The sequence below is a fragment of the Brachybacterium phenoliresistens genome, assembly GCF_000576425.1.
In the GTDB taxonomy this organism is placed as follows: Bacteria; Actinomycetota; Actinomycetes; order Actinomycetales; family Dermabacteraceae; genus Brachybacterium; species Brachybacterium phenoliresistens.
Genome location: NZ_KK069997.1, coordinates 76,702 through 102,642, shown reverse-complemented (window position 1 = coordinate 102,642; position 25,941 = coordinate 76,702). Strand labels below are relative to the sequence as shown.

Sequence of the window (25,941 nt, the reverse complement as noted above, 5' to 3'; positions counted from 1 at the left end):
GCGGGGCGGAGGTCTGCTCTGCGCGACCGCGGACCGGAACGCGGCGGCGGGGACAGAGGGGCGTCTGGGCTCTCAGCCCGCGAGATCGGCGAGCTCGGCGCGGGAGCCGCGGAACACGTTCATGTCGATGTAGGGCTCCGTGCCGTCGTAGCCGGAGCGGCGGTCCCGGTGCGAGTACTGCCAGAACGTCCATTCCCGTCCGTCCGCCAGGGAGGGCGGGACGACGACCGAGCGGATCCAGATCGGGCAGTCCGGGTAGGCGCCGGCGATGTAGCGCTCGTAGGCGGCGGGGGTCGCGTAGATGACCGGCGCCGTGCCGTAGTGCTCGGTGAGCTCGCGGATCAGGGGGTCGAGGATCGCGGCGACCTCCTCGCGCGGCGGCGGATCCGCGAAGTGCTCGCCGTAGTACTCGACGTCGACGGCGGGGGGGAGCGTGCCGTCGGCCGGGACGGTCTCGATGATGTGCCGGGCCTGGTCCTCTCCCGAGCTCTCGAAGGACAGGAAGTGGTAGGCGCCGAACAGCACGCCGCTGGTCCGCGCCCCCTCCCAGTTCGCGGCGAAGCGCCGATCCACGTGCGAGGATCCCTCGGTGGCCTTGATGTAGGCGAAGTCCAGGTCATCGGCCACCAGGACCGGCCAGTCGATGCGGCCCTGGTACGAGGAGACGTCCACCCCGCGCACCGGATGGCCCAGGGCGAAGATCCGTCCGGGCCACACGACCCCCGACCCCACCAGCAGCGCGAGCGCTCCCAGGACGACGACCGCGGCGGCGCCGAGCCCGAGGGCGCGGCGCCGCCGCACGGCACGCGGAGGAGAGGCCGGCGCGGCGACCGCCCCGGCCCCTCCTCCCGGCTCGACCGTCACGGGCGGAGCGCTCAGACGCTCCGGTGCTCGCGGTAGTAGCGGATCAGCGCCGCGGTGGAGGAGTCCTCCGCCGCGATCGCGTCCTCGTCGCCCGCGACGGCCGGTGCGAGGCCCTTGGCCAGCTGCTTGCCCAGCTCCACGCCCCACTGGTCGAAGGAGTTGATGCCCCAGACGGCGCCCTGCACGAAGGTGATGTGCTCGTACAGCGCGATGAGCTGGCCCAGCACGCCGGGGGTCAGGGCCGGGGCCATGATCGACGTGGTCGGGCGGTCGCCGGAGAACTCACGGGCCGCCACCAGGGAGCCCTCGGTGCCCTCGGCACGGACCTCATCGGCCGTCTTGCCGAAGGCGAGCGCCTTCGTCTGGGCGAAGAAGTTCGCCAGGAACAGCTCATGGACGTCCTGCTCGCCGTCCTTGAGCGGGTGCGCCGGGTCGGCGAAGGCGATGAAGTCCGCCGGGATGATCCGGGTGCCCTGGTGGATCAGCTGGTAGAAGGCGTGCTGGCCGTTGGTGCCGGGCTCGCCCCAGAAGATCTCGCCGGTCTCGGTGGTGACGGGGGAGCCGTCCCAGCGCACGGACTTGCCGTTGGACTCCATGGTCAGCTGCTGCAGGTACGCCGGGAAGCGGTGCAGGTACTGCGAGTAGGGGAGGACCGCGTGGGTCTCCGCCTCGAGGAAGTTGACGTTCCAGACGTTGATCAGGCCCATCAGCAGCGGGACGTTCACCTCCGGCGCGGCGGTGCGGAAGTGCTCGTCCATGGCGTGGAAGCCGGCCAGCAGCTCTTCGAAGGCCTCCGGGCCCAGCACGATCGCCAGCGACGTCCCGATCGCGGAGTCGACGCTGTAGCGCCCGCCCACCCAGCTCCAGAAGCCGAAGGCGTTGTCGGTGTCGATGCCGAACTCGGCGACCTTGTCCAGGGCGGTGGAAACCGCGATGAAGTGCTTCGCGATCGCCTCGGCCTGCTTCTCCGGCGCGAGGCCCGCCTTCTCCGCGAGGCCGTCCAGCAGCCAGGCGCGCACGAGCTTCGCGTTGGTGATCGTCTCGAGGGTGGTGAAGGTCTTCGAGGCGACGATGACCAGGGTGGTCTCGGGGTCGAGGTCCTTGGTGGTCTCGTACGCGTCGGTCGGGTCGATGTTCGAGATGAAGCGGGCCTCCAGCCCCTCCTGCGCGAAGGGCTTCAGCGCCTCGTAGACCATGACCGGTCCCAGGTCGCTGCCGCCGATGCCGATGTTCACCACGGTCTCGATGCGCTTGCCGGTCACGCCCGTCCACTCGCCCGAGCGCACGCGCCGTGCGAAGTCGGCGACGCGGCCCAGGACCTCCTGGACATCGGCGTCGACGTCCTGGCCGTCGACGGTCAGCGCGGGGGAGGCGCCGGCGGGGCGGCGCAGCGCCGTGTGCAGGACGGCGCGGTCCTCGGTGGTGTTGATGTGCCCGCCGGAGTACATGGCGTCGCGCCGCTCCAGCACGCCGGTCTGATCGGCCAGCTGCAGCAGCAGCTCGATCGTCTCGGCGGTCACGAGGTTCTTGGACAGGTCCACGTGCAGATCGGCGGCGTCGTGCGTGAAGCGCTCGGCGCGCTGCGGATCCTCCGCGAACCACTCGCGCAGGGAGCCGGCGATCTCGAGGTCGTGCTCCTCGAGCGCCTCCCAGGCGGCGGTGGTGGTGGGGTCGACGGGCTCGGCGGCGGCGATGGCGGCCTCGGGTGCATCAGTCATGGCACCTATTGTCCACCTCCGGATGACCGGGAAGAGTGCAGGTCATGTCATGGGAGGCCACAAAGCGCAACAGAAACGTGACCGTCCATGGCTCGGAACATCCTTGACGTGGTGCACACTGGTGGGCACTCCGGTGGCGCGAGGTCGCGTCGCCGGTCATCACGGAGATGAAACAGGAGCTATCCATGGCACTTTCGCGACGGTCGATGATCCTCGGCACCGCGGCCACCGGCACGGCGGCCTTCACCCTGGCCGCCTGCGGCGGGAACGGCGACGGCGGCGGCACGGGCGGCGGCAGCGGCAACGATGGCGGCTCGGGCGAGGCGGTCCTCGCCAACGGCACCGAGCCCGAGAACCCGCTGGTCCCGCAGAACACGAGCGAGGTCGGCGGCGGTCGCGTCATCGACTCGATCTTCTCGGGCCTGGTGTACTACACCCACGACGGCAAGGTCGAGAACGAGGTCGCCGAGTCCATCGAGTCCGAGGACAACCAGACCTGGACCATCAAGATCGCGGCCGACCAGAAGTTCTCCGACGGCACCCCGGTGACCGCCCAGAGCTTCGTGGACGCCTGGAACTGGGGCGCGAACACCGCCAACGCCCAGAAGAGCCAGTCCTTCTTCCAGCCCATCGAGGGCTTCGACGTGGTCTCCGCCGACGGCGCGACCGCGGACCAGACGCTGTCCGGCCTGACCGTCGTCGACGAGACGACCTTCACCGTCAAGCTGGTCTCCGCGCAGTCCGACTTCCCCAGCCGCCTGGGCTACTCCGCCTACAAGCCGCTGCCCGCCTCCGCCTACGACGACATGGCCGCCTTCGGCGAGAAGCCGGTCGGCAACGGCCCGTACATGGTCGAGACGTGGACCCACGACAGCGAGATCGTCCTGGTCCCGAACCCGGAGTACTCCGGGCCCCGTGCCGCGCAGAACGCCGGGCTCACCTTCGTGATCTACGCGGACCCCGACACGCTGTACAACGATCTGAGCTCGAGCAACGTCGACGTCGCCGATCAGATCCCGGACTCGGCGCTCTCGACCTTCGAGGACGAGCTGGGCGATCGGGCGGTCAACGAGCCCGGCGCCGTCTTCCAGTCCTTCACCATCCCCCAGAACGACCCGAACTTCTCGGGCGAGGCCGGCAAGCTGCGCCGCCAGGCGATCTCGCGGGCCATCAACCGTCAGGAGATCTGCGACTCGCTGTTCTTCGGCACCCGCACCCCGGCGACCGACTTCGTCGCCCCGGTGATCGACGGCGGCGGCGCCACCGACATCCCCGGCGCCGAGGTCCTGGAGTTCGACGAGGCCGCGGCGAAGGACCTGTGGGCGCAGGCCGAGGCCCTCCAGCCCTTCAGCGGCACGTTCACCCTCTCCTACAACGCGGACGGCCCGCACCAGTCGTGGGTCGAGGCCGTGTGCAACTCGATCAAGAACACCCTGGGCATCGAGGCGACCCCGCAGCCGTTCCCGGCGTTCGGCGAGTTCCGCGAGCAGATCACCGCGCGCACCCTCAAGGGCGCGTTCCGCTCCGGGTGGCAGGCCGACTACCCCTCGGCCTACAACTTCCTCGGCCCGCTCTACTCCACGGCCGCGGCCGACGGCAAGGGCTCCAACGACGGCGACTACAAGAACCCCGAGTTCGACGCGCTGCTCGCCGAGGGCCTCGCAGCCCCGGACATCGACGCGGCGATCGAGAAGTTCAAGGCGGCCGAGGCGATCCTCATGGAGGACCTGCCCGTGATCCCGCTGTGGTACCAGAACACCTTCGGCGGATTCTCGGACAAGGTCTCGAACGTGACCTTCGGGTGGGACACCGTCCCGCTGTACTACGCGGTCACCAAGTGACCCCCTGACCCCAGGAGCCGGCGGAGTGCGCTCGCGCACGTCCTGCCGCAGCTCCTCCTGAACCCCTACGAAGGTGACCGACGTGATCTGGTACATCGGGCGGCGCTTGCTGCAGATGATCCCTGTCTTCCTCGGCGCCACCCTGATCGTCTACCTGATGGCCTTCGCCTCCTCCGGCGACCCCATCGCGGCGATCGCGGGTGACAAGCCGATCTCCCCCGCCGTGCAGCAGGCCCTGCGCGAGCAGTACAACCTCGACAAGCCCGTCCTGGTGCAGTGGCTGATCTACCTGGGCAACGTCGTCCAGGGCGACTTCGGCGTCGGCTTCAACGGCCGGCCGATCATGGATCAGATCGTCGCGGCGTTCCCGGTGACGATCCGCCTGGCGCTGATCGCCGTCGTCATCGAGACCATCTTCGGCGTCATCGCGGGTGTCATCGCGGGCCTGAAGAAGGGCACGATCTTCGACACGACGCTGCTGATGCTCTCCCTGGTCGTCATCGCGGTGCCGACCTTCGTCATCGGCTTCACGGCGCAGTTCGTGCTGGGGGTGAAGCTCGGCGTCGTCCAGATCAACGTGGGCCGGGATCCCTCCTGGGAGAACCTCCTGCTGCCAGGGTTCGTGCTCGGGGCGGTCTCCTTCGCCTATGTGCTGCGCCTGACCCGCACCTCCGTCGCCGAGGTCGCCACGGCGGACCACGTCCGCACCGCGACGGCCAAGGGCCTCTCCCGCGGCGGCGTGATCACCAAGCACATCCTGCGCAACTCCCTGATCCCGGTGGTCACCTACATCGGCGCCGATCTGGGCGCGCTCATGGGCGGCGCCATCGTCACCGAGCGGATCTTCAACATCAACGGGATCGGCTCGCTGCTGTTCCGTGCCATCAACGCCGGCGAGAGCCCGATGATCGTGTCCCTGGTGACGCTGCTGGTGATCATCTTCCTGCTCGCCAACCTCATCGTGGACCTGCTCTACGCCGTGCTCGACCCGAGGATCCGCTATGCCCAGTGACGCCCGCTCCCTCCGCCCCCGCGCGGAGCACTTCGTCGCCCCGCTCGAGGAGACGCCGCTGCAGGCGGTCGACGCGGTGGACACCACCTCGGCGCCCCGCTCCATGTGGGGCGAGGCCTTCCGGGTCCTGGTGCGCAACCCCGTCTTCATCGTCTCCGCGCTGCTGATCCTGCTGGTGCTCTTCGTCTCTGCCTTCCCGGGCCTGCTGACCAGCCAGGATCCGACCTACGGGGTCCTCGGCCGGGCCAACCAGGGCCCCAGCGCCGAGCACCCCTTCGGCACCACCACCCAGGGGTACGACGTCCTCGCCCGCACCCTGTACGGCACCCGCACGTCGGTGACCGTCGGCTTCTTCACGATGATCCTGTCCACGCTGATCGGCGGCACCCTCGGGGCGCTCGCCGGGTACCTCGGCGGGTTCTTCGACGCCGTCCTCTCGCGCATCACGGACATCTTCTTCGCCGTGCCGCTGATCCTCGGCGCCATCGTCATCGGCAACCGCGTCGACCACGTGACCGTGTGGATCGTGGTCGTCGTCCTGGGCGTCTTCGGCTGGACGAACATCGCGCGCATCATGCGCGGCGCGGTGATCTCGGTGAAGAACCAGGACTTCGTGACCGCCTCCACCGCCCTCGGGGCGAGCCGACCGGTCATCCTGCTCAAGCACGTGATCCCCAACGCGATCGCCCCGGTGATCGTGACGGCGACCGTGAACCTCGGCGTGTTCATCGTCGCGGAGGCGACGCTGACCTTCCTCGGCGTGGGCCTGCCGCCCACCTCCGTCTCCTGGGGCGGCGACATCTCCGCCGCCCAGAACGCCCTGCGCACCCAGCCGATGATGCTGTTCTACCCGTCGATGGCGCTCGCGATCACCGTGCTGAGCTTCATCATGCTCGGCGACGCCGTCCGCGACGCCCTCGACCCGAAGGCGAGGAAGCGATGACCTCCACCACCCCGCTCCTGGAGATCTCCGACCTCGAGATCACCTTCAGCACCTCCTCCGGTCCGGTGCAGGCCGTGCGCGGCGCGAGCCTGGCCGTGTACCCCGGCGAGACCGTCGCGATCGTGGGGGAGTCCGGCTCGGGCAAGTCCACCACCGCCATGAGCATCGCCCGCCTGCTGCCGAAGAACGGCGCGGTCACCGGTGGTTCGATCCGCTTCGGCGGCAAGGACATCACCTCCGTGCCCACCCGCGAGATCCTCGCGCTGCGCGGCAGCGAGATCGGCCTGGTCCCGCAGGACCCGATGAGCAACCTCAACCCCATGTGGAAGGTGGGCTCCCAGATCACGGAGGCGCTCGCGGCGAACAACGTCGCCCGCGGCTCCGCCGCGCGCAAGCGCACCGTCGAGCTGCTCGAGGAGGCGGGGCTGCCCGACGCGGCCCGTCGCGCGGGCCAGTACCCGCACGAGTTCTCCGGCGGCATGAAGCAGCGCGCCCTCATCGCGATGGGCCTGGCCGCGAGGCCGAAGCTGCTCATCGCCGATGAGCCCACCAGCGCCCTGGACGTCACCGTCCAGCAGCAGATCCTCGACCACCTCGACTCCCTGACCACGGAGCTCGGTGTGGCGGTGCTGCTGATCACCCACGACCTGGGGCTGGCCGCCGAGCGCGCCCAGCACCTCGTGGTGATGTACAAGGGCCAGATCGTCGAATCCGGCCCGGCGCTGGAGATCCTGCAGTCCCCGCAGCACCCCTACACCAAGCGGCTCATCGCCGCGGCGCCGTCGCTGGCCTCGCGCCGGCTCGTCTCCGTCAAGGAGCGCGAGCGGGTCGTCGAGCAGGCGCAGGCCCACGCCGCGGCCGCCCACGCCGCGACCGATGCGCAGGCTCCGGAGACCGGACCCGCCGCGGCCGATGCGCAGTCCCCGGCCTCGGACGTCGTCATCCGGGTCGAGAACCTCACCAAGGACTTCCCGATCCGCGGGTCCGTCCCATGGCGCTCGACGCCGTTCCGCGCGGTGGACGACGTCTCCTTCGACCTCGAGCGCGGGACCACCACGGCGATCGTGGGGGAGTCCGGCTCGGGCAAGTCCACCGTCGCGCAGATGGTGCTCAAGCTGCTCGAGCCCACCTCCGGGCGGGTGCTGTACGAGGGCAAGGACGTCACCACCTATCGCGGGGCGGAGCTGAAGTCCCTGCGCCGGCGCGTCCAGCCGATCTTCCAGAACCCCTACGGGACCCTGGACCCGATGTACTCGATCTACCGCACGATCGAGGAGCCGCTGCGGCTGCACGGGATCGGCGACGCGAAGAGCCGCGAGGCCAAGGTCCGCGACCTGCTGGACAAGGTCGCGCTCCCGGCGGAGATGATGCGCCGCTACCCCAACGAGCTCTCCGGCGGCCAGCGCCAGCGCATCGCCATCGCGCGCGCCCTCGCGCTGGACCCCGAGGTCGTCGTGTGCGACGAGGCGGTCTCCGCCCTCGACGTGCTGGTCCAGGCCCAGGTCCTCGAGCTGCTCAACGACCTGCAGGCCGAGCTGGGGCTGTCCTACATCTTCATCACCCACGACCTCGCGGTGGTGCGGCAGATCGCCGACCGCACCCTGGTGATGGAGAAGGGCCGCGTGGTCGAGCAGGGCGCGACGGAGGACGTCTTCCACTCCCCGCGCGAGGAGTACACGCGTCGGCTCCTGGGCGCGATCCCCGGCGGCTCCATCCCGCTCGCGGGCGCGGAGACCATCGACGTGGACGTCGCGGAGCTCGACTCCTCCGCGGACGACGAGCCCGAGCACGCGGCTCCCGCTCCCGACGAGATGCCCTACGGCGCCTTCGTGAACCCGGCGGACCGTCCGGATCGCCGCGACCACGGCCATAGCGGCGGACCCATCGGAGGCGCAGGCGGCGAGCACGTCTGACCTGCCTCTCGGCTCTCCATCCGGGGGCAGGTCGGGCCCCGGCTGCAGGTCGACGGGACCAATACGGGGACACAGGCCGGATATGGCGCTGTGTCCCCGTATTGGTCCCGCGCACTCGGTATTGGTCCCGCGCACTCGCGACGCCGTCCGCAGGACGTCGCCTGTGCCTCCCTCCGGCTCCGGAGCGAAGCACAGGTGACGTCCTGTCTCCGTGCGGGGGAACTCTTCCTCCGTTCCCGGGGGATTCCGGCCCGGCGTGTCGCATCACACGGGCTGCGGGGCCGGGCGGGCCGATAGAATCGCTATGGCCCGAAACGCGCCCCTCTGCGCGCGCCTGCGATCCGTGGCCGCCCCCGACGACGAATCGAGCAGCCCAGGCATGTCCATCCAGCACCGCACCGACCTCCGGAACGTCGCGATCGTCGCACACGTCGACCACGGCAAGACCACCCTCGTCGACGCGATGCTCACCCAGGGCGGCGCCCTGGGCGAGCGAGACAAGCACGAGGACCGCGCCATGGACTCCGGGGAGCTGGAGCGCGAGAAGGGCATCACGATCCTCGCGAAGAACACGGCGATCCGCTACACCGGCCCCACCGCGGCCGCCGTCGGCGAGCCCGGCGGGATCACCATCAACGTCATCGACACCCCCGGCCACGCCGACTTCGGCGGCGAGGTCGAGCGCGGCCTGTCGATGGTCGACGGCGTCGTGCTGCTGGTGGACGCCTCCGAGGGCCCCCTCCCGCAGACCCGCTTCGTGCTGCGCAAGGCGCTCGTGGCCCGCCTGCCCGTGATCCTCGTGGTCAACAAGGTGGATCGTCCCGACGCCCGCATCGACGAGGTCGTGGGGGAGTCCACCGACCTGCTGCTGGGTCTGGCCTCCGACCTGGCCGACGAGGTCCCCGACCTGGATCTCGACGCGATCCTCGACGTCCCTGTCGTCTACGCCTCCGGCAAGGCCGGCCGCGCCAGTGCCGAGAAGCCGGCCGACGGCACCCTGCCCGATTCCGAGAACGTCGAGCCGCTGTTCAAGACGATCATCGAGTCGATCCCGGCGCCGTCCTACGACGACGAGGTGCCGCTGCAGGCCCACGTCACCAACCTCGACGCCTCCCCGTTCCTGGGCCGTCTGGCCCTGCTGCGCATCAAGAGCGGCGAGCTGACCAAGGGGCAGCAGGTCGCCTGGTGCCGCGACGGCGAGGTGAAGACCGTGAAGATCACCGAGCTGCTGGAGACCAAGGGCCTGGCCCGCGAGCCGATGACCCGCCCGGCGCGCCCGGGCGACATCGTCGCCGTGGCCGGCATCCCCGAGATCATGATCGGCGAGACCCTCGCCGATGTGGACGACCCGCGCCCGCTCCCGCTGATCACCGTGGACGATCCGGCGATCTCCATGACCATCGGCATCAACACCTCCCCGCTCGCGGGCAAGAACGGCAAGGGCCACAAGCTCACCGCCCGCCAGGTGAAGGACCGCCTGGACGCCGAGCTCGTCGGCAACGTGTCGCTGCGCGTGCTGCCCACCGACCGTCCCGACGCCTGGGAGGTCCAGGGCCGCGGCGAGCTGGCGCTGGCGATCCTCGTCGAGCAGATGCGCCGCGAGGGCTTCGAGCTGACCGTCGGCAAGCCGACCGTGCTGACCAAGGAGATCGACGGGAAGACCTGCGAGCCCGTCGAGCGGATGACCATCGACGTGCCCGAGGAGTTCCTGGGCACCGTCACCCAGCTGATGGCCTCGCGCAAGGGCCGCATGGAGACCATGAGCAACCACGGCTCCGGCTGGGTGCGCATGGAGTTCCTGGTGCCCTCGCGCGGCCTGATCGGCTTCCGCACCCGCTTCCTCACCGAGACCCGCGGCAACGGCATCGCGGCCTCCATCGCGGAGGGCTTCGAGCCGTGGATGGGCCCGATCGAGTTCCGCGCCACCGGCTCCATGGTCGCCGACCGCGCCGGTGCCGTGACCCCCTACGCGATGATCAACCTGCAGGAGCGCGGCTCGTTCTTCGTCGAGCCCACCAGCGAGGTCTACGCCGGCCAGGTCGTGGGGGAGAACTCCCGCAACGAGGACATGGACGTGAACATCACGAAGGAGAAGAAGCTGACGAACATGCGTGCGGCCTCCTCCGACTCCTTCGAGAACCTCATCCCGCCGCGCCGCTTCACCCTCGAGGAGTCCCTCGAGTTCGCCGGCGAGGACGAGTGCGTCGAGGTCACCCCGGAGATCGTCCGGATCCGCAAGGTGATCCTGGACGCCGGCGAGCGGGCCCGCGCCCGCGGCCGCGCCAAGGCCTCCGCGTGAGCGTTGGACCCCGGCCGGCCGCCGTGCCGGAGACGGACATGGCCGCACGCATCATGCAGTGCGTGCTGGCCGGGGTCCTCGCCGCGATCTCCGTGGGACTGCTGGTCTCGCTGCACCGGCTGCAGGTCGACGTCGGGGTCGTGCGCATCCCGGCGGGTCTCCTGCTGGGCGTCCTGTTCCAGGGCGCGGCATCGATCTTCCTGATCTCCGTGACCGGTTCGCGGCTGCCCGCGGCCGTCCTCGCCGCCGCATGGGGCATCATGGTGATGCCGTTCGCCGGTCGCGGCGCCGGCGGCGGGGTCCTGATGCCCGCGGTCATCGCCGAGCAGGCGCAGTACGCCGGATGGATCGTGCAGGGCATCGGCGTCCTGGTCCCGTTCGCCGTCATCGCGGGGGAGACGGTGCGCCGCCGGCGCTCGCGCTGAGCGGGCCGTGCCGGGACGCGTCGTCCCGGCATCTCGACGACGAGGGAGGCCGATGACCACCCGCACCCGCCCCGACTGGGCGACGCTGCCCAACGCCATCACCGTGGTGCGCCTGCTCCTGCTGGTGCCCGTGTGCCGGATGCTCGTGGTCGACGGGCCCGACACCCTGTCGGTCGTGCTGCTGCTGGTGTGGGCGTGCACGGACTGGATCGACGGCCTGCTGGCCCGTGCGCTGGACCAGCGCAGCCGCACCGGCGAGATCCTCGACCCGATCGCCGACCGGATCGGCCTGGTCGGGATCGTCGCCTCGCTGGCGCTCGCGGGCCTGCTCCCCTGGACCGCCCTGGTGATCGTCCTGGTCGTCGACGTGGCCGCGACGGCGCTCGCGGGCGGGGCGGCCATGGGCGGGCGGCTGCACGTCTCGCCGCTGGGCAAGCTGCGCACGTTCATCCTGATGACCTCGGTGTTCCTGCTCGCCGCCGCGGGCGCCTGGGCGCCGTCGCTGATCCCCGGGGTGCTGGCCCTGCTGTGGGCGGGGGTGCTGCTGCACGTCGGGGCCGGGCTGCACTACATCGTCAGCGCCCGCACCGGCCGGCGGCGAGAGGGCCTCAGCGCGGATCGTCCCGATGCCGGCGCACCGGAGCCGGAGGGACCTCCTTCGTCGCCAGGACCAGGCCGCGCAGGACGCTGACCTCGCCGCGACGGGTCATGATGGTGATGGTGTCCGCATCGGCCGCCACCACCGTCCCCAGCGCGTCGGTCATCGACTCCCCGCCCGGGGACGCCTCGCGGTCGATCGCGTGGCGCACCACCACCCGCGTCCCCGGGGTGAGGAAGGGAGCCCAGCCGGGACGCTGCGAGGGGCGGGGGTCTCGGGGATCGCTCACGCCCCCAGCCTAGGCGGGCCGGGTCCGGCGCGGCGCCGGCCCCCGCGGCCCTCGGCGTCCTCCCTGCGGCCCTCGGCATCCGGGCTGAGATCCATGTCATGTCGCGCTCGAGGAGACACGACGTTCACACAGATCCCCGCTCCGCCCCGCACGGTGAGAGGATGGACTGGCCCCGCCCCGGCTTCCTGGAAGGAACCCCGACGCCATGACCTACGTCATCGCCCTGCCCTGTGTGGATGTGAAGGATCGGGCATGCGTGGACGAATGCCCCGTGGACTGCATCTACGAGGGCAACCGCTCGCTCTACATCCAGCCCGACGAATGCGTGGACTGCGGCGCGTGCGAGCCGGTGTGCCCGGTCGAGGCCATCTACTACGAGGACGACCTGCCCGATGAGTGGGCGGACTACTACAAGGCCAACGTCGAGTTCTTCGACGAGCTGGGAGCTCCCGGCGGCGCCGCGAAGATGGGCGTGATCGAGAAGGACCACCCGCTCATCGACGCGCTGCCCCCGCAGAGCGAGGGCTGAGCCGTGGCCTCGCAGGCCGCTGCGCGCCTCTCGCTGGCCGGCCGCCTGCCGGCCTTCCCCTGGGACTCCCTGGCCGAGGCCCGCCGCCGCGCGGAGGACCACCCCGACGGCATCGTGGACCTCTCGGTCGGCACTCCCGTGGATCCGACCCCGGCGGCCGTCCGGCGCGCCCTGGCCGATGCGGCCGATGCGCCCGGCTACCCGACGACCATCGGCACCGCCGCCCTGCGGGACGCGCTGGTGCGCTTCGTCCGGCGCCGCCGCGGCGCGGGGGAGGACCTGGGGGAGCAGCACGTGCTGCCCACGGTCGGCTCGAAGGAGCTGGTGGCGCATCTGCCGTTCCAGCTGGGCATCGGCGAGGGCGATGTGGTCGCCCACCCCCACATCGCCTACCCGACCTACGACATGGGGGCCCGGTTCGTCGGCGCCCGCGCCCTGCCGCTGGACATGGCCGATCTCGCCGCACGCGGCGATGCGGCCCTGGATGCCGAGGACGCCGCCCGCATCCGCCTGCTGTGGCTGAACAGCCCCTCGAACCCGACCGGCGCGGTGCTCTCGGCGCAGGAGATCTCCGCGATCATCGCCTGGGCCCGCGCGCGTGGCATCGTGGTCGCCTCCGACGAGTGCTACGCCCTGCTCCCGTGGGACGTCGACGCGGTGCCCTCGGTGCTGGACCCGGCCGTCAACGGCGGGGACCTCAGCGGCCTGCTGTGCGTGTACTCGCTGTCCAAGCAGTCCAACCTCGCCGGCTACCGCGCGGCCTTCGTCGCCGGGGACGCGGAGCTCATCGGCGAGCTGACGGCCGTGCGCAAGCAGGCCGGGATGATGCTGCCGGCACCGGTGCAGGCGGCCATGGCGGTCGCGCTGGACGACGACGCCTCCGTCGCCGAGCAGCACCAGCGCTACCGCGACCGGCGCGCCGTCCTGCGTCCCGCCCTGGAGTCCTTCGGCGGCCGCGTCGAGGAGTCGGCCGCGGGACTGTACCTCTGGACGACCTTCGGGGAGGACGCGCTGCGCAGCGTGGGCCGTCTCGCGGACCTCGGAATCCTCTGCGCTCCCGGAATGTTCTATGGTGAAGCCGGGGACGCGTTCGTCCGCGTCGCCCTCACCGCCACCGACGAACGGATCGGGGCCGCCGCGACCCGGCTGGCCTCGCGCTGATCTCGTCACGTCCACAGATCCGACCTGCACAACGGAGAGCCCATGGATCACGCGATCGATTCCGCCCGACTGTCCTACTCGGGGCATGACCTCGACCTCCCCGTCGTCCCTGCCGTGGAGGGCAACTCCGGGATCGACATCGCTCCGCTGCGGAAGACCACCGGGGACGTCACCTACGACCCCGGCTTCATGAACACCGCGAACACGAAGTCCGCGATCACCTACATCGACGGCGACGAGGGGATCCTGCGCTACCGCGGGTACCCCATCGAGCAGCTGGCCGAGCACTCCACCTTCCTCGAGGTGTCCTACCTGCTGATCAACGGCGAGCTGCCCACCAAGGGCCAGCTCGACAACTTCGTCACCCAGGTGGAGCGGCGCACCCTGCTCGACGAGCGGTTCAAGCGGGTCTTCGACGGCTACCCGCGCGATGCGCACCCGATGGCGGTGCTGCAGGCCGGGGTCTCGGCCCTGTCGACCTTCTACCAGGACTCCCTGAACCCGTTCGACGTCGAGCAGACCCGCCTGTCCACGCTGCGGCTGCTGGCCAAGGTGCCCACGATGGCCGCCTACGCCCACCGGATCTCCCAGGGCCACGCCCTGCTGTACCCGGACAACCGGCTCTCGCTGATCGAGAACTTCCTGCGCCTGACCTTCGGCTTCCCCGTCGAGGAGTACATCGCCGATCCGGTCGTGGTCCGCGCCATGGAGCAGCTGCTGATCCTCCACGCCGACCACGAGCAGAACTGCTCGACCTCCGCGGTGCGCCTGGTGGGCTCCGCGCAGGCGAACCTGTTCACCTCGGTCTCCGCGGGCATCGGCGCGCTGTCCGGCCCCGCCCACGGCGGCGCGAACGCCGCCGTCATGGAGATGCTCGACCAGATCCAGTCGCAGGGCATGGACCCGCGCGACTTCATGGAGAAGGTCAAGCGCAAGGAGGACGGCATCCGCCTCATGGGCTTCGGCCACCGGGTGTACAAGAACTACGATCCGCGCGCCCGCTTCGTGAAGAAGATCGCCGACGACGTCCTCGAGCGCCTCGGCGTCCACGACGAGCGGCTCGAGCTGGCGATGAAGCTCGAGGAGATCGCCCTGAAGGACGACTACTTCGTCGAGCGCAAGCTCTACCCGAACGTCGACTTCTACACCGGCATCATCTACAAGGCGATCGGCTTCCCGACGCACATGTTCACGGTGCTGTTCGCCATCGGCCGCCTTCCCGGCTGGATCGCCCAGTGGCAGGAGATGATCCACGACCCGGAGACGAAGATCGGCCGCCCGCGCCAGATCTACACCGGCCACGGGGAGCGGAACTACGTGCACATGGAGTCCCGCACCGGCACCACCGAGCTGCGCCTGGAGCAGCTGCAGGTGGAGCTCGAGGAGGAGCATCGCGCGCACCAGCAGAAGCTCGCGCAGGAGCGCCGCCTGGACCACTGAGGCTGCCCGGGCTCCGGGGTCGCGTCCGGCGCGGCCCCTCGGCGCGCCGGGCCGCGGAGATCCTCCGCCTGCGGCACGAGCCCCCGACCGCGATCGCGGTCGGGGGCTCGTGCCGTCGCCGGGCACCGGCCCGGTCGAGGCTCAGCGCGTCAGCGCGATCCGGTGGGTGGCGCCGCGGCTGCCGCCGGTGGCGACGCGCACCGTCACCGGGTCGAGCGAGAGGACGGCGACGGTGTCATCGGCGGAGGCGACCGACGCGGCGGAGAGCCCCGTCAGGGTCACGGTGGTCTCGGCGGCGGTGCGGCTCGGCTCGCTCACCGACAGCTCGAGGGTCCGCGGCAGCTCGGCCAGGGCCACGCTCGCCGGTCCGCTCGTGGCCAGCCACGGCGTGCTCGCCGCCGCGAAGGCGTTCGCCAGGCGCATCGTGCCCGGGCTGAGGCGCGCGGAGACCGACTGGACGACGCGGTCGTTCGCCACCACCTGCACCCCGCTGCCCTCGGCCGCCTGCTCCGCGAGGCGTCGCGCGGCCCGCACCGAGGCGGTGGGGGCGATGGCCACGGCGTAGGAGGCGTCCTTCGGCGCGACCCCGTGCAGCACCGAGATCTCGGCGTAGGTGACGGTGCGCTGCACGTCGTCCCCGGAGGTGTCGGCCCCCTGGTTGATGTCCCACCAGGAGCCCTGCCGGACGCGGCGGCGCACACGCAGCCTCTGCGGTCCGAGCATGATGTACCCGCCCACGCCCTCCAGATGGACCCATGCCGGGTCCTCGATCTCCGTCCCGGTCTCCTCGGGCACGGCGGCGATCACGGAGCCGTCGGCGCGCAGGGCGGGCGCGCCGCGGCGCAGCGCCCGGTTCTCCACGGTGGTCTCCACCTCGGCTCCCGTGGTGCAGGTGATGCCGGCGCCCAGCATGACGATCAGGTCGCCCAGCAGGAACCAGGACAGTCGCCCGGTGAGGGCCCCGTCATGGTCGGCATGGTCCATGCCCCATGCCCCGTAGGCATCCAGGACGTGCGTCCCACCGGCCCAGGCCGCCGTCGCGCGGGGGATGCCGGTGCCGTCGGCGAGGCCGCTCGCGCGCGGGGACATCTCGACGGTCGTCCCCGGGAGCCGGTACGGGTCGATCGTGGGCCAGTAGTCCACGTCGGTCTGCTGGGGGTCCGCGGCCAGCTGCAGGTAGCTCGCGCCGTCGCCCTGGTACCAGGCGGTGCCGTTCTCCCGATTGCCCCATTCGTACCGGCCGATCCGGGACGAGGACGTGGAGACCGTGAACGCCCAGTCATCGCGGCGGTGGACGAACCGCTCCTGGTCGGGGAAGACGGCGAGTCCCGGCTCGTCGTGCAGGAGCTCGGCCCCCTCGGACTCCGCGGCGATGAAGCGCGAGATCTGTGCGACGCTCGCGACCTCGGCGATGTCCAGCGGCATCGTCGTGATCCAGCCCAGGGCGCGGCCCAGCAGCTGCCGGCGCAGCGCACCGGTCGCTCCCTGCGCCAGCAGCAGGGTCGAGTGCGCTGCGCTGAGCGCGTTGCGCGAGCCGCTGTCCTGCTGGCGGGAGACCGCGCGTCCGCGCACGGTGTCCATCATGACGCCCTGCCAGATGAAGGGGGCGAAGCTGCGCTCGATGGCGTCGTAGATGACGCTCTGCTCGGGATCGGTGACCTCCCAGGTCGAGCCGGCCAGCAGCGGGAGGATCTGGGAGATCCCGGACAGGGCGACGGTCCCGTAGGTGCCGACGTAGGGCAGACGTCCGTGCTGGATGAAGGAGCCGTCCTCGTAGAAGCCGTCGCCGGAGGTCACGTAGCCGAAGACGCTCGCGCCCCCGCCGCCGGCGACGTCGCTGAGGGCGTCGCGTCCCAGCACCAGGTCTGCGGGATCGCGGCGCAGGATCCCCCGCAGCGCGCAGCGCAGGGACTTGTCCACCCGGTTGGCGCCGGTCTCGCGCAGGCTCGTGCCCCGTCCGCGGTAGTTCGGGTCCGGCGCGAAGTGGGCGATCGCGTCCATCAGGGCCAGCAGCAGCGCATCGGGCAGCACGTCATGCAGCAGCACGCCGAGGTCGGTGAGCGCGTTGGGGACGCCGATCTCCCAGAACCACCAGTTGCCGCTGGGGGTGCGACCGGGGTGGTAGCCGTCCCGGCTGACGACCTCCAGCGCGGCGACGAGATCGGCACCGATCGCGGCGTCGCCGTGGATGCGGCAGCCAGGGGTCGCCCAGGCCAGGGCGATCGCCCGCAGCCGACCGAGGGCGAGCGACACGTTCGCCGCGTCGCTGCCGAACGGGGCGTCCGGCCAGAGGGGCGCGGTGGGGGAGAAGCCGGTGAGGGCCCGCTCCGCCGCGGAGTCCTGGCGCTGCAGGGCGGCGCCGATGCGATCGTCCTCGGTCGGGACGTCGCCGCCGGTGAGGAGGTCGAACCAGCGCCGGCGCAGCGCGTCGAGCTCGTCGTCGGTCGACGCGAGGGAGGGAACCGCGGGCTCGGCCCGGGCCGCGGAGGGGCCGCCCAGCGGGGCGGCCAGCATCAGGGCCGAGGCGGCGCCGCCGGCGAGGACGCTGCGGCGGCGGGGCCGTGCGGGGCCTCGGCCCGGTGATCCGGCGGCGGACCGGGGGTCGGGTCGGTGCTCGGGTGCTGCCACGGGCAGGGAGTTCTCGGGCATGCGCGCTCCTGGCGATCGGGCGCAGAGGGCAACGGCCACGGTGCCGCAACCGCTTACCTGCGCGGTGATGCGTGAATCACACCATCACCGCGCACTATCGCGCAAGTGTGGGGCCGTGTCGCGGGGGTCAGCCGCCCACCAGCACGACGACCCGCCCCGCGGCGCGGTCCTCGACCTCGGCCCAGCGGGCATCCTCGCCCTGGACGGACCGGTCCCAGGAGCGCCCGGCGAAGGAGACCTGGACGATGCCGTCATCGGCCGCGCGGGCGACCGCCCAGTTCGCGACCGACCAGCCGAGCGTCTCGTCCCCGCCGACGTCGATCACCAGCGCCGTGGCGCCCGACCCCGCCGGCACGGTCGGGGCGACGGAGCCGGCCGAGGCGAGCTCGGCGGTGATCCGGCCGTCCTCCGCGGCGCGCGGATAGTGCGTGCGCAGCTGCTCGCGCACCTGCTCCGGCGAGACCGTCGAGGAGACCTCGCCGAGGGTGCACACGAGGTTGGGGCCGGAACGGCCGGTGAGCGCGGAAGCGTACAGCCGCCCCTCCGTCTCGTGATCGGCGTAGGCCTCGGGATGCCCGGAGCGCTGCACCGTCTGGGCGGCGTCGTTGATGGACATGTCCTCGTACCCGTCCAGCTCGATCAGGGCGTCGTAGAAGGTGTTGGTCGAGTACACCGGGTCGAGGATCTCCTCCTCGCTGCCCCAGCCCTGCGAGGGGCGCTGCTGGAACAGCCCCAGCGAGTCGCGGTCGCCGTAGTCGATGTTGCGCAGCCGCGACTCCTGGTAGGCGGTCGCGAGCGCGATCGAGGCGGCGCGCGCCGGCAGCCCGCGGTCCACGGCGATCGCGCTGATCAGCGCCGCATTCGCGGTCTGCTCGGTGTCGTAGCGATGCGTGGTGCCGAGCCCCGAGGCGACGCAGGTGCCCACATCGGCCGGATCTCCGTAGCGCGTGAGGGCCACGTAGCTGCCCCCGGCGATGCCCCCGAAGAGGAGGACCATCACCAGGGGCACCACGAGATGCCGCACCGGGGAGCGGCGAGCTGCCATGGGCGGGCTCAGTTGGCGTGCAGGGCGGCGTTCAGCTCGACGGTCTGGCCCGCGCGGGCCACGACCTCGACCGCGCCGGTCACGGAGTTGCGACGGAACAGCAGGTTCGGCACCCCGGAGAGCTCGCGGGCCTTGACCAGGCGGGACTCGGTGCCCTTCTCGCCGACGACGGTCACCTTCGTGCCCGCGGTGACGTACAGGCCGGCCTCGACCACGCAGTCGTCGCCCAGCGCGATGCCGATGCCGGCCTCCGCGCCCACCAGCGAGCGGCGGCCGATGCGCACGCGCTGGGTGCCGCCGCCGGAGAGGGTGCCCATGGTGGAGGCGCCGCCGCCGATGTCGGAGCCGTCCTCGACGACCACGCCCTGCGAGATGCGGCCCTCGACCATGGAGGTGCCCAGGGTGCCGGCGTTGAAGTTCACGAAGCCCTCGTGCATGACCGTGGTGCCCTCGGCCAGGTGGGCGCCCAGGCGCACCCGGTCGGCGTCGCCGATCCGCACGCCGGTGGGCAGGACGTAGTCGACCATGCGGGGGAACTTGTCGACGCCGAGGACGGTGGGGGTGCGGCCCGCGGCGATCAGGCGCAGCCGGGTCTCCTCGAAGCCGGCGACGGCGCAGGGGCCCTCGGAGGTCCACACGACGTTGGTGAGCACGCCGAAGAGCCCGTCCAGGTTCTGCTCGTTGGGCTGGACCAGCCGGTGCGAGAGCAGGTGCAGGCGCAGGTAGGCGTCGGCGGTGTCGGCGGGGGCGGCATCGAGGTCGAGGGCGCGGACCACGACCTCCTGGCGGGTGCCGCGCGCCTCGTCGGTGCGGGCGGCGGCGGTCAGCCGGGCGTGGAGGTCCTCGGAGGCGGGGTCCTCCGGGGCCTCCCCGAGGCGGGGCGCCGGGTACCAGGCGTCGAGCACGGAGCCGTCGGCGGCGAGGGTCGCCAGGCCGATGCCCCAGGCGGCGCGGGCGGTCTGAGCGGCGGAGTCGGTCGCAGAAGTCGTCATGGCGCCGATTCTACGGAGCGCAGGGGAGAGCGCGCCGAGCCGGCCGGGGGAAGATCACGGGATCGGCCTCGGCGGCCGCCCCAGGACCCGGGTCAGGAGGCGTAGCGCCCGGAGGCGACGGCCCGCGCGCGCCGCTTCGCGGCCTCCTCCTCGCGGTTCTTCGGCGGTCGCGTCGCCACGAGGTCGTCCAGCAGATGCCGGGTCGCGTGGGCGATCTCCGCGACGGCCCGGTCGAAGGCGGCCTGGTTGGCCCGGGACGGCCTCGTCGTCCCGGCGATCTTGCGGACGTACTGCAGCGCGGCGTCCTGGACCTCGTCGGCGGTCGCCCCGGGGTCGACATTGTGCAGGGTGCGGATGTTTCGGCACATGCCCGCACGCTACGCCGGGGTGCGGACCCGCGGAAGAGGACCGGGGAGTCAGGCGGAGGGGGCGGAGCGCGGGTCGGCGAGGAGCGCGTACAGGACCGCGTAGTCGGAGACCTCCTCCTCGCCGTCGGCGGGCAGGTCCACCCCCTCCGCATCGCGGTTCAGCCGGTTGAACTCGGCGATCTTGGTCGTGACGAGGGTGGAGAGCTCCTCGGCCTGGGCGCGGGTGAGATGCAGCGTCGTCGCGAAGAGGGAGCCGATCGCGGGCTCGGAATCCTCCCCGGCGGCCGCCCTCCGCGCGGCCTCGGCCACCCATGCGCCGCGGATCCAGTCGATCGCAGCGATCGACATGGCGCCGGTCGCCTCGACGTACTCGCCCTCGTCCACCTCCGGGTCGTTCGCCGCTGCGGCGTGCCGGTCGCTGCGGTAGGAGGACCGGCTGAGCTTCCACACCCGGTCCCGGCGATCGGTCGCGGCCTCCGGCGCCTCGACCACGACCCCGCCGCGCGCGAGGATCCGCAGGTGGTAGCTCACGGAGTTGGCGGGGATCCCGAGGTCCGCGGCGACGTCCGCGGCCCGGGCGGTGCCGCGGCGCCCCACGCGCTCGAGGATCTGCAGGCGCAGGGGGTGCGCCATGGCGCGCATCATGTCGCGCGTCGCGTACTCGGGCTTCTCCTCGATGGGCATGTCCCGAGTCTAGGCGCGGGCACAGGATCCGCACGAATAGTTGCGCAAGAACTATTGCGCAATGGGTGGTGCGGATCTAGGCTTCGGATCATGGACGCCCCCCGCACCCCCACCGCCATCCCCGTTCCCGCCGAGCCCGGAGCTCCCGCGCCGACGCCTCTGCTCCGCAACCGCGAATACCGCATCTGGCTTCTCGGCGACGTGCTGCTGGCCGCCGGCTCCGGCGTCGGCGCCTTCGCCTTCCCGCTCGTCACCCTCGCCGTGACCGGTTCGGCCGCCGCGACGGGACTGGTCGGCCTCGTGCAGGGGATCGGCGGGCTCCTCGGCCTCGTCCCCGGCGGCCTGCTCTGCGACCGGGTCGACCGTCGCCGGCTGCGGGCGCTCGCCGGGCTGCTCGGCGCGCTCCTCCAGGGCACCCTCGTCGTCGTCCTGCTCGCCGGGGCCGGGTCGGTCGGTATCCTCGCCGCCCTCGCCTTCGCCGACCGCTTCCGCGGCGCCCTGCTGGGCGGGTCCACGGATGCGATGCTCAAGCAGATCGTCGCCCCGCGCCAGATCCCGCGGGCCGTCGCCGTCAACGAGGGGCGGGGCGCCGCCGTCGAGCTCGGCGCCGGCCCGCTCGGCGGAGCGCTCCTCGCGCTCGGCATCGCGCTGCCGGCGCTGGTGCAGCTGATCGGCGCCCTCGCCTCGGGGCTGACCACCCTGCTGCTGCGCGGCGACTACCGCCCGCGCGCAGAGGACGCGCCGCGCACCCGGGTGCGCGAGGACCTCCGCGAGGCCGGGGCATGGGTCCTCGCCCAGCCGATCCGGCTCCAGCTCGGCGCCGTCGCCGCGCTCATCAACCTCGGCTCGAACGGGCTGATCCTCACGGTCACCCTGAGCCTCGCCCTCCGGCAGGTGCCGGCCGTGCAGATCGGTCTGCTGTCCTCGGTGCTGGCGGGGTCGATCCTGGTCGGAGCCCTGCTCGCCCCGCGCATGGTCGAGCGCATCCCGACGGGCCTGCTGATCATCGGGCAGATCACGGCGATGGCCGTGCTCGGGCTCGTGCTGGCGCTGACCGATCAGCTGCTGGTGATCGCCGTCGTCTACGCCGCGATCGGGCTCGGCATCGCCCCGCTCAACGCGGCGACCTCGGGCTTCTTCATGCACATCACTCCGGTGGCGATGCAGGGGAGGATCGGGGCGCTGATGGCGCTCGTGGGCACCGGGCTGATGCCGCTCGCCCCCGCGCTCGCCGGCTGGGGGCTCGACGGGATGGGTCGACCGGGGATCATGGCGATCTTCGCGGGGATCTGCGTGCTGGCCGCGATCATCTCGCTGCGGGGTCCGCACCTGCGCACCGTCCCGTCCGCCCGCGGCTGGCAGGAGCACGCCCGCGCGCACGGCCTCCACGCCGCATGAGGCCGGCCGGGCCCGTCGCGGTGACCTCCATCGCGCGCTCCTCCCGCCGGAGGCGCGGAACGCCGGGCGACGCCCGCGAGGGCGCGATACTGGGAGCATGACCGCCTTCGTCGAGACCCGCCGCACCGTCCCCGCCGCGCCCCATCGGGCGGTCGCGGTGATCGGGGCCGGGCCGCGCGGGACGGCGATCGTCGAGCGGCTCGCCGCGGCCTCGCGCACCGATCCGTGGGACGGGCTGCTGACCGTGCACCTGGTGGATCCGCACGTGGGGCAGGGCGGCTCCGTCTGGCGCAGCGACCAGGGCGAGGTCCTGCTGATGAACACCACCACCTGCCAGACCACCATGTATCCCGACGACTCCTGTCATCCGGACCTCCCGGTGGCGCGGCGGGAGACCCTCGGCGACCATCTCGCCGCCGAGGGCCTGGGGCCGACGGACTACGCCCCGCGCGCCGCTCACGGCCGCTATCTCGCCCATGTCCTCGCCGCGGCGGAGGCCGACGCCGATCCCGCGCGGCTGCGCATCGTGCGGCACCGCGCCGAGGCCGTGGACGTCACCGGGGAGCCGGACGCCCCGCAGCGGGTGCGGCTGGACGACGGGCGCGTGCTGACCGTCGACGCCGTCGCCCTCGCGCTCGGCCATCTGCCCACGGCCCTCGGTCCCCGCTCCCTGCAGCTGGCCGATGCCGCCGCCCAGCACGATCTGCTGCACATCGGCCCCGCGAACCCGCTCGAGGTCGACTACCGCTCCCTGCTGGGGCGCGAGCGCATCGCGGTCGCCGGGATGGGGCTGAACTTCTACGACGCGATCGGCATGCTCACCGCCGTCGCCGGCGGGGAGTTCGTCGAGGACGCATCGGCGCCCTCCGGCCTGCGCTACCTGCCCGGCGGGGGAGAGCCGCAGCTGGTGGTCGGCTCGCGGTCGGGGATGATCTACCGGCCCAAGCCCGACCTCGGCGATGCGCTCCCGGACCCGTACACCCCGCGCATCCTCACCGGCGAACGCGTCCTGGAGCTCGCCGTGCGTCCGGCTGGCGTCGACCACGAGCGCGACGTCATGCCGCTCATGCTCGCGGAGCTGCGCGCCGCCCATCGGGAGGCCGGGAACCGCGAGCTGACCACCGACGAGGGGCTGCTGCGCCTGCTGTTCCCCTTCGGCCGGCGCGGCGGCCGCTGCGAGGACGCGCATCGTCGATCGGTCGAGGAGCTCCGGCGCAGCGTCCGCCAGGCGGCCGAGCCCGATCCGGCCTGGGTGCTCACCTTCCGGGTGCTCACCGCGCTGCGGATCCAGGTCAACCGCCTGGTCGACCTCGGCGCCTATACGACCGACAGCGTGCGGCGCGACATCGACGGCCACCTGCGCAACGCCTTCGCCTCCTGGGCCTCGGGGCCGCCGCTGCGCCGGGCGCGCCAGCTGCTCGCGCTGGTCGAGGCCGGGCTGGTGGTCTTCAGCGGCCCCGGCATGGCCGTGACCGTCGACCCGGACCGCGGGCGCTTCGTGGTGCGCAGCGGCGCGGAGGGCCTCGAGCACCTCTGCGACGGCGTCCTGGAGGCGCACCTGCCTCCCGTGGACCTGCCCGCCTACCGCAGCGCGCTGATCGGGGCGTGGCGCGAGCGCGGAGAGGTGCAGAAGGACTCGTGGAGCTCGCGCGGCAGCGGCACGCGCGTGCTGACCGGATCGATCGCGGTCGACGGCCTGTATGCGCCGATCGCCGTGGACGGCCGGGTCTTCGAACGGCGCTTCCTGGTCGGCATTCCCGTCTCGACCGCGCAGCCGGGCTCGGCCATCACCGCGCAGCCCGGATCCTCCGCCCAGCTCCTGCGCCACGCCGAGGCGGTGGCCGTGCGCCTGGCGCGCATGGGCGGCGTGCTCCCGCCGGAGGGCGCCGACGCCGCCGGCCCCGCGCCCCTGTCCGGTGCTCCCGTCCCCAGCACCGAGCCCGCGCCCGTCCCCGAGGCCTCGCCGCCGCTGGGCCGGGCGCAGGAGCGCGCCGAGGCGGAGCAGGACGAGGTCCCCTGGGCCCTGCAGCTGGTGGTGCTGCGGGACAAGCATGACCTCGCCGAGGAGGAGGACGTGGCCGAGACCGCCGCCCGCGCCGTGGTCGCGATGCTGGACGACGAGCGCGCCCGCCCCGGCGGCCCCTGGCACGCCGAGATCTCGCGGTGGGCGGACGGCGGCCGGATCCGCAAGCTGGTGCGGCGCGCCGACGGCAAGCGGTGGCGCGACGTGCAGGAGCTGCCCGGGGTCACGGTGGCCTCGCAGACCGGGCGCGCCGCCGTGCGCGCCCTCGTGCCGGGCCCCACCCGCCCGCTGCCGAAGGCCCTGGACAAGCTCCAGGTCGGCGGGACCACCTTCCCGCGCCGTGCGCAGGCCGAGGGCGGGGAGGGCGGCTGCGCGGATCCCGGCGCGGCCGGGGACGGCGCGGCCGAGGGCGCGACCGTGGTCATCGAGGCGAGCCCGCTGATCGAGATGACCAGCGGCAAGCTCGCGGCGCAGGCCGCCCACGCCGCGCAGCTCGCCTACTCCGCCATGGACGAGACGGCGCGTGCGGCCTGGCGGTCCGGTGGATTCCGCGTGCGCCTGGAGCGGCCGAGCGCCGCGCGATGGGCCGCGACGACCCGGCCGGTGCAGGTGATCGACGCCGGCTTCACCGAGCTCGACGGCCCGACGGAGACCACCCGCGCCCGCTGGTGAGCCTCCCGCCGGGCCCGCGGCGCCGTCCCGCGGCGCCCGGCGCCGTCCCGAGCAGCCGCCCGGGACGCCGTCAGCGCAGGCGCACGGCCGGGGTGCCGTACAGCTCGAGCGCCAGGGCGGAGACCATCTCGGTGTGGTCCGCGTCGGTGAGGTTGTAGGTGATCAGCGCCCCGTAGTCCTCCTCGACGGTGCGCCGCGCGAGCTCGACGGCCCGGTCCACGGGCGTCGCGGTGATGTCCACCGCCGCGGGGGCGAGCCGGGAGGGCTCCATGCCCTCGATCTGCGGCGGGCGCCAGCTGCCGTAGTACGGGTTCCAGGCGTAGTCGAGCACGTCGCCCAGGCGCACGCCGTCGTGCTCGGTCCGCTCGGCCGCAGGGCCGATGTCGTACAGGGTGATCAGCTTGTCGGCCGGCAGGCGCCGGTCCAGCGCGGTCACGAGCTGCACGAAGGAGCTGTCGTTCGGCTGCCCGGTGCCGTTCTCGCCGTACTTCGCCCATTCGTCGTCGAAGTCGATGCCGTCCAGCCGGTATCGCTGGACGACGTCGGCCAGCTGGCGGGCGAAGTCGTCGGCCGCGGCGGCGTCGGGGAAGTTGGCGAAGCCCGCGCCCTGGTGGTTGCCCAGGACGGAGAGGACCACGCGGATCCCTCGGCGCTGGAGGGGCCGGATCTGGGTCTCGGCGTCCGCGAGGACGGCGGTGACCCGGTCGTTCAGGTGCAGGTACGCGGCGGTGCCGTCGTAGTTGATGTTCGCGGCGAAGATCATGGCCACGTCGAAGACGGGAGTGCGCGTGCCGGAGAGCACGTAGTCGCCGACGCTGGCCAGGGGATTGCTGTTGACCTCGACGTAGGCGACCGAGAGCGGTCCCTTCTCGCGGCCGAGGTGGAGGCCCTTGTCGGCCGGCAGCGGGGACGCCGCGGCGGACGAGCCGGCCAGCAGCGCGGCGCCGGTGGCGGGCACGAGCGCGAGGGCGGCGCGGCGGCTGAGCCGGCGCCGCACGGGGTGGGAGGGAGGCGGGGTCATGGAGTGCTCCTCATCGAGCGAAGACGGCGGCGGGGCCATCCCGCCGCCCCCGCCGAC

Annotated in this window: 21 protein-coding genes; 12 read left to right on the top strand and 9 right to left on the bottom strand. The window is 72.4% G+C overall.

What is annotated here, in order from left to right:
- Nucleotides 1-72: 72 nt before the first annotated feature.
- The gene (locus BF93_RS12615; protein ID WP_038373134.1) at nucleotides 73-801 is read right to left on the bottom strand and encodes a GH25 family lysozyme; all 729 of its coding nucleotides are present in this window, start codon (nucleotides 799-801) and stop codon (nucleotides 73-75) included.
- 74 nt (nucleotides 802-875) lie between these two features.
- Nucleotides 876-2,582 (bottom strand): glucose-6-phosphate isomerase, encoded by a 1,707-nt coding sequence (pgi, locus tag BF93_RS12610; RefSeq protein ID WP_038373081.1) that lies wholly within the window; start codon nucleotides 2,580-2,582, stop codon nucleotides 876-878.
- A gap of 185 nt (nucleotides 2,583-2,767) precedes the next feature.
- On the opposite strand from pgi, the gene BF93_RS12605 reads away from it, so the two are divergent.
- The 7 genes from BF93_RS12605 (at nucleotide 2,768) to BF93_RS12575 (ending at nucleotide 11,706) form a co-directional block, all read left to right on the top strand.
- Nucleotides 2,768-4,423 (top strand): peptide ABC transporter substrate-binding protein, encoded by a 1,656-nt coding sequence (locus tag BF93_RS12605; protein ID WP_038373080.1) that lies wholly within the window; start codon nucleotides 2,768-2,770, stop codon nucleotides 4,421-4,423.
- A gap of 82 nt (nucleotides 4,424-4,505) precedes the next feature.
- Nucleotides 4,506-5,435, top strand: a complete 930-nt coding sequence (locus BF93_RS12600; RefSeq protein ID WP_038373079.1) for an ABC transporter permease — start codon at nucleotides 4,506-4,508, stop codon at nucleotides 5,433-5,435.
- Entirely contained in the window at nucleotides 5,425-6,378 is a 954-nt protein-coding gene (locus BF93_RS12595) for an ABC transporter permease (protein WP_038373078.1), read from the top strand. The genes BF93_RS12600 and BF93_RS12595 overlap by 11 nt, the downstream gene beginning before the upstream one ends.
- Complete coding sequence (locus BF93_RS12590) at nucleotides 6,375-8,291, top strand: ABC transporter ATP-binding protein (RefSeq protein WP_084148530.1); 1,917 nt, start codon at nucleotides 6,375-6,377, stop codon at nucleotides 8,289-8,291. Before BF93_RS12595 ends, BF93_RS12590 begins: the two co-directional genes overlap by 4 nt.
- A gap of 379 nt (nucleotides 8,292-8,670) precedes the next feature.
- Nucleotides 8,671-10,590, top strand: a complete 1,920-nt coding sequence (gene typA, locus BF93_RS12585; protein WP_038373077.1) for a translational GTPase TypA — start codon at nucleotides 8,671-8,673, stop codon at nucleotides 10,588-10,590.
- Between the two features lie 38 nt (nucleotides 10,591-10,628).
- Nucleotides 10,629-11,015, top strand: coding sequence for a hypothetical protein (locus tag BF93_RS12580; RefSeq protein ID WP_038373076.1), 387 nt, complete (start codon nucleotides 10,629-10,631; stop codon nucleotides 11,013-11,015).
- Between the two features lie 52 nt (nucleotides 11,016-11,067).
- Nucleotides 11,068-11,706, top strand: a complete 639-nt coding sequence (locus tag BF93_RS12575; RefSeq protein ID WP_084148529.1) for a CDP-alcohol phosphatidyltransferase family protein — start codon at nucleotides 11,068-11,070, stop codon at nucleotides 11,704-11,706.
- Here the strand turns inward: BF93_RS12575 and BF93_RS12570 are convergent.
- Nucleotides 11,624-11,902 (bottom strand): acetyltransferase, encoded by a 279-nt coding sequence (locus BF93_RS12570; RefSeq protein WP_084148528.1) that lies wholly within the window; start codon nucleotides 11,900-11,902, stop codon nucleotides 11,624-11,626. The two genes, BF93_RS12575 and BF93_RS12570, sit on opposite strands and share 83 nt — an antisense overlap.
- Nucleotides 11,903-12,107: 205 nt before the next feature.
- Here BF93_RS12570 and fdxA point away from each other — a divergent pair, with 205 nt between their 5' ends.
- The 3 genes from fdxA to BF93_RS12555 are packed head-to-tail and all read left to right on the top strand — an operon-like array spanning nucleotide 12,108 to nucleotide 15,032.
- The gene (fdxA, locus tag BF93_RS12565) at nucleotides 12,108-12,431 is read left to right on the top strand and encodes a ferredoxin (RefSeq protein ID WP_038373074.1); all 324 of its coding nucleotides are present in this window, start codon (nucleotides 12,108-12,110) and stop codon (nucleotides 12,429-12,431) included.
- A gap of 3 nt (nucleotides 12,432-12,434) precedes the next feature.
- On the top strand, nucleotides 12,435-13,592 hold the full coding sequence (gene dapC / locus BF93_RS12560; RefSeq protein WP_084148527.1) for a succinyldiaminopimelate transaminase: 1,158 nt from the start codon (nucleotides 12,435-12,437) through the stop codon (nucleotides 13,590-13,592).
- A 42-nt stretch (nucleotides 13,593-13,634) separates the two neighbouring features.
- Nucleotides 13,635-15,032, top strand: a complete 1,398-nt coding sequence (locus tag BF93_RS12555) for a citrate synthase (RefSeq protein ID WP_084148526.1) — start codon at nucleotides 13,635-13,637, stop codon at nucleotides 15,030-15,032.
- A gap of 141 nt (nucleotides 15,033-15,173) precedes the next feature.
- Here BF93_RS12555 and BF93_RS12550 read toward each other — a convergent pair whose 3' ends face one another.
- The 5 genes from BF93_RS12550 to BF93_RS19075 form a co-directional block, all read right to left on the bottom strand.
- Nucleotides 15,174-17,681, bottom strand: coding sequence for a polysaccharide lyase 8 family protein (locus BF93_RS12550; RefSeq protein ID WP_051486918.1), 2,508 nt, complete (start codon nucleotides 17,679-17,681; stop codon nucleotides 15,174-15,176).
- A 127-nt stretch (nucleotides 17,682-17,808) separates the two neighbouring features.
- Entirely contained in the window at nucleotides 17,809-18,726 is a 918-nt protein-coding gene (locus BF93_RS12545) for a hypothetical protein (RefSeq protein ID WP_038373073.1), read from the bottom strand.
- A gap of 8 nt (nucleotides 18,727-18,734) precedes the next feature.
- Nucleotides 18,735-19,718 (bottom strand): 2,3,4,5-tetrahydropyridine-2,6-dicarboxylate N-succinyltransferase, encoded by a 984-nt coding sequence (dapD, locus tag BF93_RS12540; RefSeq protein WP_038373071.1) that lies wholly within the window; start codon nucleotides 19,716-19,718, stop codon nucleotides 18,735-18,737.
- A 92-nt stretch (nucleotides 19,719-19,810) separates the two neighbouring features.
- A complete protein-coding gene (locus BF93_RS12535) occupies nucleotides 19,811-20,086 on the bottom strand; it encodes a DUF2277 domain-containing protein (RefSeq protein WP_038373070.1) in 276 nt (91 codons plus the stop codon).
- Between the two features lie 48 nt (nucleotides 20,087-20,134).
- On the bottom strand, nucleotides 20,135-20,770 hold the full coding sequence (locus BF93_RS19075) for an ArsR/SmtB family transcription factor (RefSeq protein WP_051486917.1): 636 nt from the start codon (nucleotides 20,768-20,770) through the stop codon (nucleotides 20,135-20,137).
- 90 nt (nucleotides 20,771-20,860) lie between these two features.
- Between BF93_RS19075 and BF93_RS12525 the strand changes: the two genes are divergently transcribed.
- Together BF93_RS12525 and BF93_RS12520 are read left to right on the top strand one after the other, a co-directional pair.
- Entirely contained in the window at nucleotides 20,861-22,168 is a 1,308-nt protein-coding gene (locus BF93_RS12525) for an MFS transporter (RefSeq protein ID WP_038373069.1), read from the top strand.
- A 97-nt stretch (nucleotides 22,169-22,265) separates the two neighbouring features.
- Nucleotides 22,266-24,863, top strand: a complete 2,598-nt coding sequence (locus BF93_RS12520; RefSeq protein WP_156954144.1) for an FAD/NAD(P)-binding protein — start codon at nucleotides 22,266-22,268, stop codon at nucleotides 24,861-24,863.
- A 70-nt stretch (nucleotides 24,864-24,933) separates the two neighbouring features.
- On the opposite strand, the gene BF93_RS12510 is transcribed toward BF93_RS12520, so the two are convergent.
- Nucleotides 24,934-25,884, bottom strand: a complete 951-nt coding sequence (locus tag BF93_RS12510) for an endo-beta-N-acetylglucosaminidase H (protein WP_038373068.1) — start codon at nucleotides 25,882-25,884, stop codon at nucleotides 24,934-24,936.
- Nucleotides 25,885-25,941 lie beyond the last annotated feature (57 nt).